20 protein-coding genes are annotated in these 18798 nt (G+C 31.2%); all 20 read left to right on the top strand.

The features are described from left to right. The first annotated feature begins 4 nt into the window (after positions 1–4). From ispD to yajC, 20 genes are read left to right on the top strand one after another with little or no spacing between them, the layout of a single operon-like run. Positions 5–685 (top strand): 2-C-methyl-D-erythritol 4-phosphate cytidylyltransferase, encoded by a 681-nt coding sequence (ispD, locus tag AS157_RS08760; protein ID WP_077288685.1) that lies wholly within the window; start codon positions 5–7, stop codon positions 683–685. Further along, on the top strand, positions 669–1640 hold the full coding sequence (locus AS157_RS08765; RefSeq protein WP_077288684.1) for a lysylphosphatidylglycerol synthase transmembrane domain-containing protein: 972 nt from the start codon (positions 669–671) through the stop codon (positions 1638–1640). Before ispD ends, AS157_RS08765 begins: the two co-directional genes overlap by 17 nt. A 1-nt stretch (position 1641) precedes the next feature. Then, on the top strand, positions 1642–2313 hold the full coding sequence (locus AS157_RS08770; protein ID WP_077288683.1) for a DUF47 domain-containing protein: 672 nt from the start codon (positions 1642–1644) through the stop codon (positions 2311–2313). A 48-nt stretch (positions 2314–2361) separates the two neighbouring features. Further along, positions 2362–3516, top strand: a complete 1155-nt coding sequence (locus AS157_RS08775; protein WP_077288718.1) for an inorganic phosphate transporter — start codon at positions 2362–2364, stop codon at positions 3514–3516. A 35-nt stretch (positions 3517–3551) separates the two neighbouring features. Next, a complete protein-coding gene (locus tag AS157_RS08780) occupies positions 3552–4190 on the top strand; it encodes a hypothetical protein (protein ID WP_077288682.1) in 639 nt (212 codons plus the stop codon). Between the two features lie 11 nt (positions 4191–4201). Continuing rightward, complete coding sequence (locus AS157_RS08785) at positions 4202–6484, top strand: endonuclease MutS2 (protein ID WP_214495033.1); 2283 nt, start codon at positions 4202–4204, stop codon at positions 6482–6484. A gap of 3 nt (positions 6485–6487) precedes the next feature. Further along, complete coding sequence (locus tag AS157_RS08790) at positions 6488–8578, top strand: cell division FtsA domain-containing protein (protein ID WP_077288680.1); 2091 nt, start codon at positions 6488–6490, stop codon at positions 8576–8578. Between the two features lies 1 nt (position 8579). After that, the gene (locus AS157_RS08795; RefSeq protein WP_075665249.1) at positions 8580–8945 is read left to right on the top strand and encodes a carboxymuconolactone decarboxylase family protein; all 366 of its coding nucleotides are present in this window, start codon (positions 8580–8582) and stop codon (positions 8943–8945) included. Then, a complete protein-coding gene (gene polA, locus AS157_RS08800) occupies positions 8923–11589 on the top strand; it encodes a DNA polymerase I (RefSeq protein WP_077288679.1) in 2667 nt (888 codons plus the stop codon). The genes AS157_RS08795 and polA overlap by 23 nt, the downstream gene beginning before the upstream one ends. Next, entirely contained in the window at positions 11580–13025 is a 1446-nt protein-coding gene (gene xseA / locus AS157_RS08805; RefSeq protein ID WP_143611733.1) for an exodeoxyribonuclease VII large subunit, read from the top strand. Before polA ends, xseA begins: the two co-directional genes overlap by 10 nt. Continuing rightward, positions 12997–13266, top strand: a complete 270-nt coding sequence (locus AS157_RS08810) for an exodeoxyribonuclease VII (protein ID WP_075665247.1) — start codon at positions 12997–12999, stop codon at positions 13264–13266. The genes xseA and AS157_RS08810 overlap by 29 nt, the downstream gene beginning before the upstream one ends. After that, on the top strand, positions 13247–13771 hold the full coding sequence (locus tag AS157_RS08815; protein ID WP_077288677.1) for a chromate transporter: 525 nt from the start codon (positions 13247–13249) through the stop codon (positions 13769–13771). The genes AS157_RS08810 and AS157_RS08815 overlap by 20 nt, the downstream gene beginning before the upstream one ends. Next, the gene (locus tag AS157_RS08820) at positions 13752–14450 is read left to right on the top strand and encodes an NAD-dependent deacylase (protein ID WP_077288676.1); all 699 of its coding nucleotides are present in this window, start codon (positions 13752–13754) and stop codon (positions 14448–14450) included. Before AS157_RS08815 ends, AS157_RS08820 begins: the two co-directional genes overlap by 20 nt. Before the next feature lies 1 nt (position 14451). Next, a complete protein-coding gene (locus AS157_RS08825; RefSeq protein WP_077288675.1) occupies positions 14452–15438 on the top strand; it encodes a lipase family alpha/beta hydrolase in 987 nt (328 codons plus the stop codon). Positions 15439–15441: 3 nt separating this feature from the next. Continuing rightward, complete coding sequence (locus AS157_RS08830; protein ID WP_077288674.1) at positions 15442–15918, top strand: DUF3242 domain-containing protein; 477 nt, start codon at positions 15442–15444, stop codon at positions 15916–15918. Next, positions 15915–16565, top strand: coding sequence for a ribonuclease HII (gene rnhB / locus AS157_RS08835; RefSeq protein ID WP_077288673.1), 651 nt, complete (start codon positions 15915–15917; stop codon positions 16563–16565). The genes AS157_RS08830 and rnhB overlap by 4 nt, the downstream gene beginning before the upstream one ends. Next, positions 16555–17244, top strand: coding sequence for an FAD-dependent thymidylate synthase (gene thyX / locus AS157_RS08840; RefSeq protein WP_077288672.1), 690 nt, complete (start codon positions 16555–16557; stop codon positions 17242–17244). The genes rnhB and thyX overlap by 11 nt, the downstream gene beginning before the upstream one ends. After that, positions 17241–17588 carry a hypothetical protein gene (locus AS157_RS08845; protein WP_077288671.1) on the top strand — a complete coding sequence of 116 codons (348 nt, stop codon included), beginning with the start codon at positions 17241–17243 and terminating at the stop codon, positions 17586–17588. The genes thyX and AS157_RS08845 overlap by 4 nt, the downstream gene beginning before the upstream one ends. 13 nt (positions 17589–17601) lie before the next feature. Beyond that, positions 17602–18417 (top strand): bifunctional 5,10-methylenetetrahydrofolate dehydrogenase/5,10-methenyltetrahydrofolate cyclohydrolase, encoded by an 816-nt coding sequence (locus AS157_RS08850; protein WP_077288670.1) that lies wholly within the window; start codon positions 17602–17604, stop codon positions 18415–18417. A gap of 18 nt (positions 18418–18435) precedes the next feature. After that, positions 18436–18789, top strand: coding sequence for a preprotein translocase subunit YajC (yajC, locus tag AS157_RS08855; RefSeq protein WP_075665238.1), 354 nt, complete (start codon positions 18436–18438; stop codon positions 18787–18789). The last annotated feature ends 9 nt before the right edge of the window (positions 18790–18798 follow it).

The raw sequence follows: 18798 nt of genomic DNA on the forward strand, positions 1-18798 counted from the left end.
TTTTATGAATATTGGAGTAATACTCTTTGGAGGTAGTGGAAAAAGGTTTTCACAAAAAATTCCAAAGCAATTTTTAAAATTTAACGGTAAGACTTTAATGGAGCATACTCTGGAAAAATTTTTTGAAGATTTTATACATTTAATTGTTGTAGTTGTAAATAAGGATTACTTAGAGAAATCAAGAAAAATTTTGAAAAAATACGGTCAAAAAGTAAAAATAATAACAGGAGGTTTTGCGAGGGAGTATTCTACGTTAAGTGCTATAAATTATTTAAAAGATAAAATTTCAAAAGAAGATAATGTTATTATACATGATGGTGCAAGACCATTTGTAAATAAAGAAGTTTTGTTGAAAAATATTGAATTTGTTGATAATTATGGTGCAGTAGTAACAGCTTTACCCGTTGAAAATACCATTGCTTTTGTTGAAAATGATAGAGTGAAGACCGTCCCACCTAGAAAGAAATTATTTTCCATTCAAACCCCACAAACTTTTAAATTTTCTGTCCTTTTAGAAGCATTCGAGAAAGTAAAAGATTTAGAAAATTACACAGATGATTCGTCTGTAGTTTTAAAAGCAGGTTTTGATGTATATGTTGTTATGGGTGAAAAATCAAATATAAAGATAACTACCAAAGAAGATTTGTTTTTGGCGGGAGTTGAAAGATTTGAATGGGATATATAAAAAGGTATTTATATCGATAATCATTAGTTTTTCAGTTATTATCCTTTTTCAATTTTTTTATTCATTTAGTGTTGGGATAAATGTATTTTTGTCAAAGAAATTCATATTTGGAATTTTTATTTTAATATTGATATATTTGATTGATTCTTTGAGGTTAAAGCTATTATTGTGCTTTTTTGGTTATAAAATACCATTTTTTGAAACGATAAGAAATGTATTTTTCGGTAAATTTTTTTCATTCATTACACCTATGTCCATAGGTGGTCAACCGTATCAAATTTACCACCTTTCAAAAATTGGTGTAAAAACGGAAGATGCAACAAATATAATAATTTCTAGAACTTTAGAAATTTCAATAGTAATTCTTGCACTTGATTTGATTTTTGTAAAACCAATATTAAATGCGTATCCAAAAAGTATTGGATTTACGTTAATAGTTGTGGGTTTTTTGTTAAGTTTGGGGGTTTCTATACTTATATTTTTAGGATTTGTTAACAGAAAATTTTTGGAAAAAATATTGATGTTTTTTGGGAGGATATTTAAGAAAAGGATGGAAGAAGATAAGATTTTAAAGTGGATAGATTCGTTGCATGAAAGTATAAATATACTTTGGGTGAAAAATCCGTGGATGCTGTTTTTTGATATAATTCTCTATTTTTTAACGGTATGTATGTATGGGTTTATACTTTATATGTTTGTTGTTAATATAAATTTTTGGTACATAATTGGGGTATTGGCTTTATTAAATTCGGTGGCATATTATATACCTACTCCTGGATCAAGTGGTGGTATTGAAGGAACATACCAATTAGTGTTTTCACAAATATTTGGTGGAAATAAAGCTATTGAGTTAATAACTATATATAGAATTATAACTTTTTATTTTCCGTTGATATTGGGAACTTTGTTATTTCCAAAGTTTGGGTTTAATTATCAAAATAAAGAGGAGGGTTAACATGAAAAGATTTATTGATAGACTTTTTCCTGAAATTTCCCCAACTAAACTTTTGAGTGAACATGCACAATATTGTCTAAATGCAGGAGAATTGGTTCCTAAAATATTAAAAGATTATTTTAATGCAAAAGAAATTTTGGAATATTCAAAAAAAATTGATGAATATGAATCAAAAGCTGATGAAATTAAGACAAAATTGAGAGAAGTTTACACAAAATTAAGGTGGAGTTATTTTGATAGAATAGATGCATTGGAAATAGTGCATAACCAAGATTCAATTATTGACGCAGTAGATGATTTTGTGAAAGTAATGACGATGAATAGAGTGGAAAATTGTCCTAATGAGATAATTGAAGAGATAGAGAAGATGGGAAACTACGTATATGAAGTGATAAAGTACATGAAACTTACCGTTGATGAATTAAGAACGGTAGTTGAATCTGATTTTTCCCCAAACGAAATTGAAAAAGAAGATAATTTAACATTTGATGTGGAAAAAGATGAAAGTTCAACTGATAAATTAGGAATAGAAATCGGGAAACTGTTATATGCTCAAAAAAATATTATGAATCCCGTAGATGTGATTTTTCTAAATAGTATAGTGGTTTTAATGATGAAAATAGCAGATAGAGCTGAAAATGTTGTGGAAAGAATAAGAATGATAATTAGGTAGGAGGTGTTAGTTTTGTTAGTGTTTGCGGCGTTTTTAGTTGGGGTTGGAATGGCATTTTCCATTGGAGCAAATGATGTTGCAAATAGTATGGCAACAGCTGTTGGAGCGCGTGCAATTACTCCTAAACAAGCAGTTTTTATAGCAGCTATTTTGGAATTTTTAGGTGCACTTTTATTTGGTGCACATGTTACTAAAACCATTGCAAAAGGTATAGTTGATTTAAATATGATATCTGATCCAAATAAAATTTTAGTGGGAGCTTTTTCCGCACTTATTGCGGCTACAATTTGGGTTTTAATTGCAACTTACTGGGGAATGCCCGTTTCAACTACCCACTCAATTGTAGGAGGAATGATTGGTTTTGGACTTGCTGCTGGAGGGGTAGGTTATGTTAATTGGATTACCTTACTAAAGATAGTAACAACCTGGGTGATTTCACCACTTATTGGTGGTGCTTTAGCATTTGTGATATTTAAATTTATATCATGGAGCATTTTACACAGAAAAAATCCATTAAAGGCCGCTAAAATTGTTGCACCAGTACTTTTAGGTGGAGCGTTTTATACAATAGCTTTTCTTTTTGTAGTGAAAACTTTGAAAAAAGGTGCTGTATTTGGAAATTACGTGGGTATTTTCATTGGGATGTTGGTATTTTTTGTTTCTTTTCTATATATAAGAAAATTTGGTGGGGAAGGCAGAGAATATGATTTAGTTGAAAAAGTCTTTAAAAAAGCGCAGGTTGTAACTTCTTGCTATGTGAGTTTTGCACATGGTGCAAATGATGTTGCAAATGCTGTAGGACCTTTGGCATTGATTTATATAATTTTGACAACGGGAAATGCAACTGGAGTTATAGAAATTCCAAAGTATATACTCGCATTAGGTGGTATTGGTATATCATTTGGTGTAGCAATTTTGGGTTATAAAGTTATGAAGACAGTTGGTGAAGATATAACAGAGTTGAATAATACACGTGGTTTTTCCATTGATTTTGCAACTGCTACTACAGTTTTACTTGCGTCTACATTTGGTATGCCTATATCCACCACTCATACTGTGGTAGGTGCAGTTTCAGGAGTTGGATTTGCAAGAGGAATTGAAGTTGTTAATGTTGGAATATTGAAAAATATTATAATTTCTTGGTTTGTTACTGTTCCATTTGCAGCGGCTGTTAGTGCGCTTTTGTACGTTATTATAGTTTAGTTTTTGTGATATAATATTAATTGGAGGTGAGTTGCATGAAAAGAATTGTTATGATATTTGCATTGTTATTGTCTTTAAGTATTTTTTCTTTTACATTAAATCAATCGACTTGGATAGGATTGAGATATTTAAAGCCAGCTGATACTAATTTAATGACTGATTATTCTTTATTACAAAATTTTGTTATGTTTTTTGGATATGAAAAAAATGTTGATCCTCAACACAATTCTCCAGTGGCATATGGTTTTAGCCTATTTGCAAATTTTGATCCGGATAAAGAATATTTGGTTAGAGGATTGGGATTTGACTTTAATGTAAAGATATTTGGTGTTACTTTGTTTAACGTTGGGGAAAAATTACAGCTTGGTTTTCAGGGAGAAGTTTTATTGCAAAAAGAGATATTCCAAAAAATTTCCGGGAGTAGCACAGTTTTGAGTGATTTTGAAAGTGTGAACTTTGAGCATTACAACAAAATTGTGATATCTTCGATTGCTTTAAAACCCGGAATTAGAGGTGATTTTGTTTTAAGTAAGAATATATATTTAAGCGGAAGGTTATATTATAATATCCAATTCTATACAGGTTCGAAAACTGAAACGGGGAAGGACGTTTCAATTGAGCTTAAACCTGAAAATTCTTTGAATTTAGACTTTGCACTCAGTATACCATTTTAAAGGAGTTTGATATGGAACGCTTTTTGGATTGGGAAGATGTTTTTAAGCAGTTTTTGGAATATACTTTTTCTGTGTATGGTAGAGAACACTTGGAAAAAATTTCAAAAGAATGTGTGAATAACGAAGAGTATGAGTATCTTCAGGAGGTGTTTGATATACAGGTAACCCTTGGGTTACCTGTTTTTCAAAAAGTTGAAGATATTAGACCTTTGTTGCAAAAAACAAAAAATTATCCCATTCTTGAGCCGTATGAAATATTTAAGATAAAGGAATTTATGTTACTTGTGCATAGCTTGAAAGAAGCTATAAGTAGTACAAGGTATAAAGTTAGTTTCTATATATCAAAGTTAGGAAATTATGATACATTGATTAATGAAATTGAATCTGTGTTTGAACCTGATGGAAATTTTAAGGATAAGGCATCTAAGAACTTGTCCGTTATTAGAAAAGAGCAAAAAAGGTTATCTTTAGAAATAAAAGAAAAGATTGAAAAATTTATTTCAAAAAATAGTAGATATTTGCAGGAACAGTTGTATACGATTAGGAATGGAAGATATGTGTTTATAATTAAATCAGGAGCGCGTGGACATTTGAAAGGAATTGTTCATGGAGTTTCAAATACTGGAGTTTCATTGTTTTTTGAACCACAGGAGTTCATACATTTAAATGATAAAATTGAGATATTAAGAAGTGAAGAAAAGATAGAAATCAATAAAATATTGAGAGGAATAACCAGTAAAATTCACGATAGATATGCACATTTAATTAACGATATAAAGATAGTCGGGCATATTGATTCACTTTTCGCTCGTGCAAAGTATGCGTATAAAAATAATGGGATTGTGGTAAAGCCAGAAGGTACGTATTTAAAGTTAGTAAACGCAAGGCATCCATTAATTTCAAGAGATAAAGTCGTTCCAATTTCTATAGATATTCCTAAGGATAAAAAAGGATTGATAATTACAGGTCCAAACACTGGTGGTAAAACTGTTACTTTGAAGACTATTTCTCTGTTTATATTCATGTCCCAACATGGTTTTCCTATTCTTTCAGATATAGGTACAAGAATTCCAAATTTCAAGTTGTTTGTAGATATAGGTGATTCTCAAAATGTTGTGGAAAACCTCAGTACTTTTTCTTCTCATATGGTAAGAATAATAGAAGCCTTGAAAGATGCCGATGAAAATTCTTTGGTGGTTATAGATGAATTAGGTTCGGGAACTGATCCATTTGAAGGTAGTGCTCTTGCAATTGCAATTATAGAGCATTTACTTGAAAAAAATATTAAATTTATTATTACTACTCACCTTACGAATGTAAAGTTATTTGCGATGGAACGTGATGATATTATGACGGCGTCAATGGAATTTGATATAAATACTTTATCTCCAACTTACAGGTTACTTTTAAATACTCCAGGTGCATCACATGCGTTTGAAATTTCAGAAAGGTTGGGATTGAATAAAGATATTATTGATAGAGCAAAGAGATATATATCTGAGGATCATTTAAAAATTGAAAATATAATTAAACATTTGAATTTAAAAGTGAGTGAACTAGAAGAAAAGAAGAAGCTTCTTGAAAAGACATTAAAAGAATACGAGAGATTAAAATCAGAGTATGAAAAAAAATACAATATTTTGAAGTTAAAGAAAATAGAGGAACTTGATAAGGAATTGAGGAATATTTATAGGGAATTTAGAACGGCAAAAAGAGAGATCCAGTCTGCATTGTTTTCTACCAAGACAAATAGCGAAGAATTAATAAAGAAAAAATTAAAGAGGCTCGAACAAAAGGAAAAGGATATTACCCAGGTGGATAAAACTTTGGAAAGTTTAAAGTATCCAAATATAGCCCAGGAAATAACCAAAGGGGATTACGTTAAATTGGTAGATGGAACGGCTGTTGGTAGGATAATTGAAAAAAGGCAAAACGGGAAAATTCTTGTAGATTTTAATGGATTAAAAATAGAGGTAAAAAAATCAAAATTGAGAAAGGTTGAGCCACCTAAAAAAGATGAAGAACCTATTTTATATCAAAGTATTTCTGTGCTTTCTTCAAATGAAATTGATTTAAGGGGAAAGACTGTGGAAGAAGCTATTGAACTTGTGGATAAGTTTATTGACGATCTTATATACTCTGATTATTCGACTGGATATATAGTACATGGAAAAGGTACTGGAAGCTTGGCTTCGAATATATGGAATTTTTTAAGAAAAGACAAGAGGATAAAAAGTTATCGTTTTGGAAGGCCAAGTGAAGGTGGAGTTGGAGTTACCGTTGTGGAGGTGTGAGGGTTGGTTTTTGCTTTGGACGTAGGCACAAGAAAAATTGCAGGTGTGTTAGCTTCATTAGAAGATGAGAAAGTTATAGTCCACGATATAGTATTAAAAGAACACGAACATCGTGCGATGTTAGATGGACAAATTCACGATGTGGAAAAAGTTGCAAGGGTGGTTAAGAAAGTAAAGGAAGAGCTTGAAAGTAGAAACAATGTGACTTTGGATAAAGTAGCTGTTGCACTTGCGGGGAGATTTTTGACCACGGCTATTGGTGAATATGAAGAGGATATTTCACACGTTAGTGAGATAGATGATGAGCTTATAACGCGATTAGAACTTTCTGCGGTTGATAACGCAGTGCAAAAGATTGATGCGGAAAATATGTATTGTGTGGGTTATTCCGTAATAAAATATGAATTAGACGGAAATTGGTTGAAAAAAATAAAGGGGTTAAAAGGCAAGAATGCAAAAGTAGAAGTTGTAACGGCCTTTTTACCGATACAAGTAGTGGATGCAATGGTGTCAGTTTTAAGAAAAGTAGATCTTACAATGACGCACATGACTTTGGAGCCAATTGCTGCGATAAATATAACTGTACCGGAAGATTTAAGAATTTTAAATATAGCTTTGGTTGATGTTGGAGCGGGTACTAGTGATATTGCCATATCCAAAGAAGGAACCATTATAGCATATGGAATGGTGCCACTTGCTGGAGATGAAATGACAGAATCAATAACAAAGGCTTTACTTGTAGATTTTTCCACAGCGGAAAATTTAAAGCGTTGGTTAAATACTCCAGAAGAAAATAAAAAAGTTTATAGAAATATCTTAGATAAAGAAAAAGAAATTACAAAAGAAAAACTTAATGAAATAATTGGACCGGTGGTTGATAATATTACAACAAAGATTACTGAAGAGATTTTAACCTTAAATGGTGATAAGCCGCAAGTAGTAATGGTTGTTGGTGGTGGGGCAAAAGTTCCAGGATTCGTGGAAAAACTTGCAGAAAAGTTGGATATAGAAATTGATAATATATCTTTAAAAGATGCAAAAAACTTGAATATTTTGGATAATACGGGAATTGTTGTTGGTAGTGAATTTGTAACTCCGCTAGGAATTGCGTATACTGCACTTACAAAGAGTGGTACTATTTTTGAACAGGTATTTGTAAATGATGAACCGATACAATTGGTTGGTTTTTCCGGTGGGCATATGTTAAGCGAAGTGCTTCTACAATGTGGATATTCGATGGTTGATCTTTTGGGAAAACCAAGTGAATCTATTGTTCTTGAAATTAATGGAAAGATGAAAATATTAAAAGGTGAATTACCAAAACCCGCCCCCATTTATATTAATGGAAAACGTGCTACATTAAGAGATAAAGTAAAACATGGTGATAGAATAGTTATTGGTAAACCATCACAAACAGGTGAAAAATCCTATAGTCTTTATGATGTAGTTTTACCTATAATTTTGGATTTTGGTGATAAAAAAAGGAAATATTTTCCATCTGTTTCATTAAATGGTGAAATTATAAAGGAGAATGTTGTTTTAAAAGATGGGGACAAGATTGAGTATAATCCAGTTTTTGTTAGAGATATAAGGGCTGAACTTGAAAGGGAACTTGCAACAGTAGAGTTTTTTTATAATGATATTTATCAAGAGAAAAAAGTTGGTAAAGTGAAGATTTTTAAAAACGAATTGGAATTGTCTGATAAAAATCAGGTAGATCCTGGGGAAACACTTAAAATTGTTTTTGAAATAACTCCTTTGAAGATAAAGGATGTTGCCCAGAGTGAAACAAAGAGTGTAAAGATAGTCTTGAATGGAAAAGAAGAGGTAATTGAAAAGGATACGCTTTTGTATGAAGTAAATGGTGTTTTGGTAAGTAAAGAATATGAGATAAAAAATGGTGATAAAATATACACAACTTATTCTGAAGATGGTGGGGGGATAATTTTAGCCGATATATTTAGCAAGTTTAAGATTGATTTAAAGAGAATAAAAAATTATAAATTGTTAAAAAATGGGAAAAGCGCTTATTTTACAGAACCACTTTCCAATGGGGATGAAGTTATTTTCACTTATGAATTAAAGGAGGAATAATATGAATCTTGAGGAATTTAAAAAATTCAGAGAGAAGATGAATGAGAAAATACTTGAAAATGGTACTTTGAATACAAAAAGGTTTTTTAATCTGGATACAAACGTTTACAAAAAAGGTGTGTTAGATGAAAAAACCAAAGAGTTATTGGGATTAGTTGCTTCTATGGTGTTAAGATGTGATGATTGTATAACATATCATATGATTAGGTGTGTAGAGCATGGAGTAAGCGATGAGGAATTTTTTGAGGTGTTTGATGTGGCTTTAATTGTAGGTGGATCAATCGTTATACCACATTTGAGACGTGCTGTAAATACGTTGCATGAGATCAGGGAGATGCAAAAAGATGGCAAATCTGTTTCTCTTTGATGGTACAGGTTTAGTTTATAGGGCGTTTTATGCAATAGATCAATCTTTAAAGACTTCTACAGGAAAGCATACAAATGCAGTATACGGAATTGCAAAGATGTTAATAAAGTTTTTTAAAGAGCATATCAATATTAATAAAGATGCTTGTGCTTTTGTTTTGGATTCAAAAGGAGGAAGTCAGAAAAGAAAGGAACTTTTGATTGAGTACAAAGCAAATAGGCCTGAAACCCCCAAGCTTATAATTGAACAACTTCCGTATATAGAGGAATTTGTGGAAAGTTTTGGATTAAGAGTATTAAAATTAATGGGATACGAAGCGGATGATATTATCGCAACACTTGCAAAAAAATTTTACGGTGATTTTGAACAGATAAATATAATAACAGGCGACAAAGATTTATTGCAGCTTGTTGATGATAAGATCTTTGTTTGGCGGATAGAAAGGGGAATTACAGATTTAGTTTTATACGATAAAAGTAAAGTGTATGAAAAGTACGGAATTTATCCACATCAATTTGCAGATTATCTTTCTCTTGTTGGAGATCAAATTGATAATATTCCAGGTGTTAAGGGAATAGGAAAAAAGACTGCCACATCTTTGTTGAAAAAATATGGTTCTTTGGACAATGTTATAAAAAATAAAAGATTACTTACCAACAAGTTACAAAAATTGCTTGAAAATTCAAAGGAAAATTTAACATTAAGTAGAGAATTGGTTGAACTAATATACGACGTGCCCTTGGATTTAAAAGCAGAGGATTTGGTATATAAGGGGTATAATCAAAAAAAACTTTTACAAGTTTTGAAAAATTTTGAATTTTCTTCGATAATTAAAGAACTTAATTTGCAAGAGGAATTTGAAAAGGAATATATTGTAGTGGATAATTTAAAAAAACTTGAAAAACTTCAAGATGAGATAAAGAAAATGAAAGTTTTTTCCATTGATACAGAAACAACTTCACTTGAACCATATAGTGCAAAACTTGTAGGGATATCTGTTGCTACAAAGGAAGGTAAAGCATATTATATCCCCGTTTCACATGTCAATGGAAAAAATATTGAAAAAAAGTATGTATTAAAGTTTTTAAAGGAAATTTTGGGAAATGGAGAATTTAATATAGTAGGTCAAAATTTAAAGTTTGATTATAAGATTTTTAAACTTTTTGGAATTGATCCCAATCCCCCATATTTTGATACAATGGTTGCTGCGTATCTTTTAAATCCCGATGAAAGAAAGTACAATCTTGAAGAGTTATCTTTAAAGTTTTTGGGGTATAAAATGATAAGCTTTGACGAATTAGTGGATGGTAGTGTTCCCTTATTTGGGAATGATTTTTCATTTGTTCCAATTGAAAAAGCTGCAGAGTATTCTTGCGAAGATGCGGATATTACATTTAGATTGTTTCATATATTGAGTAAACATATATCAGAAGTAAAAGATTTGTTTTACAACATAGAAATGCCACTTATAAATGTACTTGCTCAAATGGAATTAAATGGAGTGTATTTTGATTTGGATTATTTGAAAATATTATCCGAAAAATATGAACAGAAGATGAGAAGATTAGAAGAAAGAATCTATGAGATTTCCGGTGAGCGTTTTAATATTAATTCTTCTAAGCAAGTTGCAGAAGTGTTGTTTGATAAACTTAAACTTCCATCTATTAAAAAGACCTCAACGGGTAGAGATTCAACAAATGCAGAGGTTTTAGAAGAACTTGCCAAGGAATATGAAATTGCGCAATTGTTACTGGAACATAGAAAATATCAAAAGCTTAAGAGTACTTATATTGATTCAATACCAAATTCTGTTAATGATATTACAAAGAGAGTACATAGTAGCTTTCATCAAACGGGAACTGCAACAGGTAGATTGAGCAGTTCAGAGCCTAATCTTCAAAATTTACCCACAAGGACTGAAGAAGGCAGGGAAATTAGGAAAGCTGTTAAGCCTCAATTTGAAGATTGGTATATAGTCGGAGCGGATTATTCACAAATTGAATTGAGAATTTTGGCCCACATGAGTGGGGATAAAAGATTGCTTGAAGCATTTAAAAATAATTATGATATCCACACCATTACCGCTGCAAATATCTTTAATATATCTGAATTAATGGTAACAGAAGATATGAGAAGAATGGGAAAAATGGTAAATTTTGCGATAATATACGGTATTTCACCGTATGGTTTGTCAAAGAGAATAGGATTGAATGTAAATGAGACAAAAAAGATAATAGATAGTTATTTTAAATATTACAGTGGTGTTTTTGATTTTATTAAACAGACAGTGGAATTTGCGAAAAAGAATGGGTTTGTAAAGACTTTGTTTGGAAGAAAAAGATATATTTCACAGCTAAGGTCAAAAAATGTTCGCCAAGAAGGTGAAAGAATAGCGATAAATACACCAATTCAAGGCACAGCAGCAGATATTATAAAGATTGCAATGATTAATATACATAATGAACTTTTGAGGAGAAAATTAAAAACAAAGATGATTTTGCAAGTTCACGACGAATTAGTCTTTGAGGTTCCAAAGGAGGAATTGGAAATAGTAAAAGAAATAATAGTAGACAAAATGGAGAATTCTGTTAAGTTAAAAGTCCCATTAAAAGTAGACTTATACGAAGGAAAAGAGTGGGAATAGTGAAAGAATTTAAAGATTTGATAGAATTAAACGAGTACGTTGTAAATAAGATAGAATCTACTGGTATTACACAGGAAACGTTTAGGTTCTATGCGGATGTTGTAAGGGCAAATGTACATAACACAGGATTGTACATTGATGTTTCTCAGACCTATCCCGGAAAAAAAGGAATGAGAAACATTGAGATTACGGTTTTTGTTTTAAAATTTTTGTATCCACGTATGTTAAAAGTTTTGGGGATAGAAAGTGAAAAAGATCTAGTGGGGAAAAAGTGGATTTTCCAAGGTAAATTGTCTTTTTATAGAGATAGAATGAGTTTTACATTTTTTGCAGATACTATTGCCCCTGTTGGAGAATCTGAAATAGAGAAAAGAAGGAAAGAAATATTAAAAGAACTTAAAATGAGAAATTTACTTATGCTCGAAAAACACGATTTATCAGAACTTCCGCCTATAAAGAAAATAGCAATTATTTCTTCAAGTACAGCCGCAGGATATGAGGATTTTTTGAAAAATTTAAAAGTTAGCTATCTTTATCAACCAATTGTTCATTTATATGAATCACCAATGCAAGGTGCGCAAACAGCAACGGGAATAATTTTAGCTTTAAATAGAATAAAAAGATCTAATATTGATTATGATGTAGTTGTAATTGCAAGGGGTGGAGGGGCAAAGAGTGACTTAATGTATTTTGATGATTTGATATTAGGCGTTGAGATTGCAAAGTTTAATGAATATTGCCCCGTGTTATCTGGAATAGGACATGAAAGGGATTTTACTATTCCAGACTATGTTGCATGGAAAAGGTTTGCAACGCCTACAGAAGTTGCAAGGGCAATTTCTAAGCAGATAGATGATAATATTAAGAGAGTTGATAATAATTGGAATGATTTGAGATTGTTGGTGATGAATTTATTCAAAAATGTTAATAATATATTGAACTTCCAACTTATAGATTACATAAATAAAACAATTACAGTTAGATTTGAAAACATTAATTATTTGTTGGATAATTATTATGAAAATTTAGAAAATCATCTAGAGTATAAAATAGAGTTTTCAAAGCGTAGGATTTCAAAAGATGTTCTCAATTTTATTTCTGAGAAAATGAATGGTAAGTTTAAAAATGAAGAAAGTAATATGCTCAATTATGCAAAATTACTTGAAAAAGATTTTGAATTAAAGATTTCCCGTGCAGAATCTAGCATAAATGTAATTTTTCAAGAATTGTTAAAAAAAGAAGAACTTGCCCCGCTACTTTTTGGTGGAGCGGTCATTTTGAAAAACGGAAAGAAAGTAAGTAGTATAAGGCAAATAAAGATAGGTGAAAAATTGGGACTTTATCTTAAGGATGGAAAAATCAACGTAAAGGCGTTTAATGAGAGAAAGAATAAAAAGGAGGAATTGTATGGAGGACATACTCTCTTTAAAAATTGAAGATATGGAACGATTGGAATTCAACGATCTTATCGAAAAAATAGAAAGAATAAAAGATTATTTTCATCAAAATGATGTTGATATAGAGCTTGCTTTAAAGTTATATGGTAAAGCCGTTGATTTACTTTCCATAGCTAGAAAAAAGCTTATTAATTTTAAACATGAAAAAGAACAAATAGACAAAAAATATAGAGAGTTTTTAGAAAGTTTGGAGAATGAAAATGAAGAAGGATTATTCTAAACTTTGGGAAATATTTACAAAATTTTTTGTTACTTCCGCTTTAACATTGGGCGGAGGTTATGCTATGGTTCCAATTTTTAAGAGAAAATTTTCGAATTATATGGATGATGAAAAATTTGGGAAAATTTTATCTCTTGCACAATCTATGCCAGGCCCTATAGCAATTAATATGGCAATTTTAATAGGTGAAGAAGTTTTTGGGATTTGGGGAATCGTATTTGCAGTATTTGGTGTTTTGATTCCACCGGTTTTGGTTATAGTATTAGCCGGTACGTTAGTAGGAAAATATTCAAATGAACTTTCTCCCCTTTTTAACGGGATTTATGCTTCAATTCTAGGGCTTGTTTTAGGAGTTTTGTATTCTATAGTAAGATTACAAAAATGGGATAAACAAAAGATTATTGTTTTAGGTTTAGCCTTGTTAGTGGTTTTTTTCTTTAAATCAGTGGTTATACCTGTTTTTATTTTGATTGTGTGGTGGGAATATGCTCGAAGAATTAGTTGAAATTATAAAAGAGGGGAATGTGCTTGCGTTAACTGGAGCTGGAATAAGTACAAATAGTGGTATTCCGGATTTTAGGGGAAAAAATGGATTGTACGAAAGATACGGTCATGAAATCTTTGATTATGGATTTTTTAAAAGATATCCTGAAAAGTTCTATGACTTTGTAAAGAAAGAATTTATTAAAATGTATAAAGCAAAGTACAATATTTCACACAGATTACTTGCAAGATTAGAAGATTTGGGATATTTAATAGGTATTATTACTCAAAATATAGATGATTTACATTTTAAGGCAGGATCAAAAAATGTAGTTGAAATCCATGGGAATGCAAGTAGATTTTATTGTGAGAGTTGTGGAAGAAAATATTCTTTTCCTGAAAAGTATTACTGTAAATGTGGTGGAATAATAAGACCTGATATTGTATTTTTTGGAGAAAACGTAAAACAACTCGATTATGCGTATAGTCTTTTGAAAGAAGCAAATACATTACTTGTAATGGGAAGTTCTTTGCAGGTATATCCTGCTGCTTCTTTTCCTTTATTGATAAAAGAAAATCAAGGGAATTTGGTTATAATTAATATGGATAGTACCTCATATGATGAGCTTGCTGATCTTGTATATCACATGGATTTAAATAAATTTTCAAAGATGCTTTTTAAATATTTTGAGGGGGAATAAATTGAAAAGATTATCTGTTTTATTAATTTTAATATCATATTTTTTGTTTTCGTCTACTTTGTATGAGTATAAGTTTAAAGGTATAGTTGTTTTTAGAAGTTTGGATATAAAAATAAAACCATTTTTTGAGTATGATGAAGTTGAGGAAAAAGATTGGAAGCCTTTTAAACCTGAGTTGTTGAAGATAAAAGATGGAAAAAAGAAAATAATTCTTATCCATGGAATTTCACCAAGAGAAGTAGATGAAAAAATTGATTATTATAAAGAAGGTATGATAAATGTTTTTAAAGAAGAAGTACCTGAAAATGTTGGACTTTACCTTTTTTTATATCCCAGTTTAGATGTACCACTTGAGAATATTTCAAAAGAATTAGTAGACTTAACGGATGGCTTTGACAGTTTTTTTATCTATGCACATAGTATGGGTGGAATTTTATTAAAATATGCTTTGCAAGATGAACACTTTGCAAAAAAGATAAAATGTGTGATTTTTGCTGGAACACCACATTTGGGTTCACCACTTGCACAAATTGTAGCTTTCGATCAATCTTTTTTTGATTTATATATTGGGGAAAGGTTCGAATTAATAAAATATGCACTGTTTCTAGCTAACTTATTTAAAGGATATATTGTGGCACCTAATTATAAGTATTTGGTTTTTGGAAGAAATTATCCAAGAATTCCTAAAAATATTAGAGTGATAAATTTCGTTGGAAAATTGGATTTTACTGTAGCAGATCTAGACAAAATTCTTGAAACACACTTACCAAGTTTTGCCGGACTTTATTTCCTAAAGTATGTCATTGATAACATATACCCAAAAGATTCGGTTTTTTTGGAAAATGATGGAATGGTACCAACAGTAAGTGCAAGTGCGTACGGGGATTTAAATGTATTTTTTAAAGCATCTCACGCTGACCTTGCAATGCGACGTGATATAATAAAGAAAGCATTGGAATTATTTGGACTTTTAGGGGAGGGTATATGAATTATGAAAAAATTTTGGATTTTAATTATTTCTTTAGTACTTTTAATTTCAAGTTGTGGCTTTTTATTTAAAACGCCTTCTTTACCTGGAAGTTTTTCAGAAAAAAGCGCGATTTTGATTTTAGATAGTTTTGAACATCCACTTGTTGCAATCGGTGAAATTGAAGAGATTTATGGTGTAGAACTTGGAAGGGGATTATATGGAATATTTGATGGATTTAATGGTACATTTTATGTGTTTAAGTATAATGATAAGTTGCGTGCAAAAGAAAATTGGAAAAAATTTAAAAATCAGTTTGGTAGTCCATTAAAATTAAATTATTTAACATATAGTTTATTTGATCGAGGATATTTTCAAATGAAGTATAAGGCAATCGATATAGTTGCTTGGTGGAAAGACAATTGGCTGTTTATAATAACCGGTAAAGATGTAAAAGATTTTTTAGACTATGTAGATAAAGTTTACGGAGCGATAATATGATAGTTGCAGGTGTAGATGAAGCAGGTAGAGGTCCACTATTTGGACCTGTTGTTGCAGGTGCCGTTGTTCTAACTAACGATGTCGAAGGGATAAACGATTCAAAGAAATTAACCGCTAAAAGTAGAGAAAAATTATTTTTTGAGATATTGAAAAATTCATTTTTTGGTATCGGAATTGCAACACCTGCTGAGATTGATAAATTGAATATATTGCATGCAACTGAGCTTGCAATGAACAGGGCACTTGATATGTTAAGAAGAAAAGTAGATTTCGATTTAGTATTAGTAGACGGAAAAAACTTAAAATTGAAATATCTGTATAAATGTATTATTAAAGGTGATCTGCTTGTAAAAGAAATTTCTGCCGCTTCAATTGTTGCAAAGGTCATTAGAGATAGAATACTTAATTTCTATTCTAAGAGGTTTTCAAATTATTTATTTGAAAGACATAAAGGCTATCCTACAAAATTGCACATAGATTTAATAGAAAAATATGGACTTACTCCAGAACATAGGTTAACTTTTAAACCTGTTGTGAATTTAATAAAGATTGATGAACTTGAAGAATGGTATAAAAGTGGTATTATAGATGAAGAAAGATATAGAATAATAATTAAGAAAATGGGGGTGCCTCTTTTTGGAATATAAAGTACTAGATAAAGGATTTTTGAGATTAGTTGATATTTTGGGTGATGATTATTCCGCTGTAAAGGCCGCACGTGTTTCATATGGTAAGGGGATTAAAACACCTGATAAGGATAAAAAATTGATTTTTTATCTAATGGAGCATAAACATGAGACTCCTTTTGAGCATATTGTTTTCACATTTCATGTAAAAACTCCTATTTTTGTTGCAAGACAGTGGTTTAGACATAGAATAGGGTCTTTTAACGAAGCAAGTTTAAGATATACAGAGCTAAAAGATGAATTTTATATACCAAATCACATAAGAAAAAACGTAAAGGAAGATAAACAAAAAGCGGTAAAGGTTGAAGATGAGGATTTAAAAAATATGGCGCTTGAATTAATAAGTAAAGCGATAGAAGATTCTTATAGAGCGTATAAAGAGCTACTAAAAATAGGAGTTGCAAGGGAAATGGCTAGGATAGTTCTTCCAATGTCATCTTATACGCAATTTTATTGGACTGTTAATGCAAGGAGCTTGATGAATTTTTTAAATTTACGTGCAGATTCTCATGCACAATTTGAAATACAGCAATATGCAATAAAGATTGCAGAGATATTTAAGGAAAAATGTCCATGGACATTTGAGGCGTTTTTGAAATTTAATTATAGAGGAGATATTTTAAAAGGGGTGGAATTGTGAAATTATCAGAAATTGCTCAACTTTTAAATGCAGAAGTGCTAGTAAATGGTGATTTGGAAATTGAAATCGAGAAAGTTGCTGCATCTGACTTGATGAGCGATGTATTGGCCTTTGGTGAGGAAGGATCGCTTTTAATTACAGGTCTTGCCACTCCACAATGTGTTAGAACTGCCGGCGTGGTTGGAATTCCGGCTGTTATAATAGTTAGAAATAGAGAAATAATGCCTGAAACGATAAGAGTTGCTCAATTAAATGGCGTTAGACTTTTGAGAACCAAAATGGGGATGTTTGAAGCTTGTGGGATATTATATTCAAAGGGGATAAAGCCAATTAAAAAATTTTAAAAGGGGGATTTTGATGTATATTGACGTAAAACCTTTATATACACAAATTAGAAGTGAGCTTTTAAAAAGGATTGAAAAGTTAAGAAGAGAGCCAAAACTTGTTGTAGTTACATACAAACCTGATTCATCTACCATAAGTTATTTGAGAAGTCAAGAGAAATCTGCTAAGCGGTTTGGATTGGATTATGAGATTATAGAGGGAAAAACACCACAGCACGTTATTAAATTGCTGAGAAGTTTTTCAGATGATGAAGAAATAGATGGTATATTTGTAACGCATCCACTGCCTGATGTTGATGAAATGGAAGTTTTTGAAAATTTGGATCCGAGAAAAGATATAGAAGGTAGACATCCGTATAATTTGGGGATGCTTGCATATGGAGAAGAGTTTTTTGCACCATGTACAGCTGAAGCAGTGATAAAGATTTTGGAAAGTTATACGGAAATTATTGGAAAAAATGTAGTAATTGTGGGAAGAAGTAATACGGTTGGAAAACCACTGTCTTTAATGTTGTTGAGGCGTGATAGAAGTGCTACGGTGACTGTCTGTCATACAAAAACGAAAAATCTTTCAGAATTTACAAAGAAGGCAGATATTGTAGTTGCTGCTGCGGGAAGGCCTGAACTCATAATCAAAGAAATGGTTAAGGAAAATGCCGTGGTTATAGATGTGGGAATAAATGTTATGGAGAATGGTATTGTGGGGGATGTTGCTAAGGAAGTTTCCGATATTGCGAAAGTTACACCTGTGCCTGGAGGTGTGGGAAAAATTACAACTGTATTATTAATGGAGCATCTTGTTAAAGCTGCAGAAAGAATAAATTTTTAAAATATAGGAGGTGTTTTTATGTCAAATTTTGTTTATTCAGGTGTACCTGATCCATCTGCTGGAGTGTCCAATCCGGGAGCAGCGGCTGCTCCAAGTGCGGCGAGTGGACTTTTTCAAATGTTATTTCTTTTACTTATTTTCTTTGTAATGATGTATTTTTTGGTGATTTTACCTCAAAAAAAGAGGGAAAAACAATTTAAACAAATGATTTCTGAAATTAAGAGGGGAGATACTGTTATTACCTCTGGCGGTATTGTAGGAAAGGTTATAGATGTAAAAAAAGATACACTAAAAATAAAAAGTAACAATACAACTGAACTTGAGATTGCAAAGGTTTATGTAGCAAAGGTAATAAAAAACAAGGAGGAATAATAAACCAAG

Origin of the sequence: Thermosipho sp. 1244 (assembly GCF_018588215.1) — a bacterium.
GTDB lineage: Bacteria > Thermotogota > Thermotogae > Thermotogales > Fervidobacteriaceae > Thermosipho > Thermosipho affectus.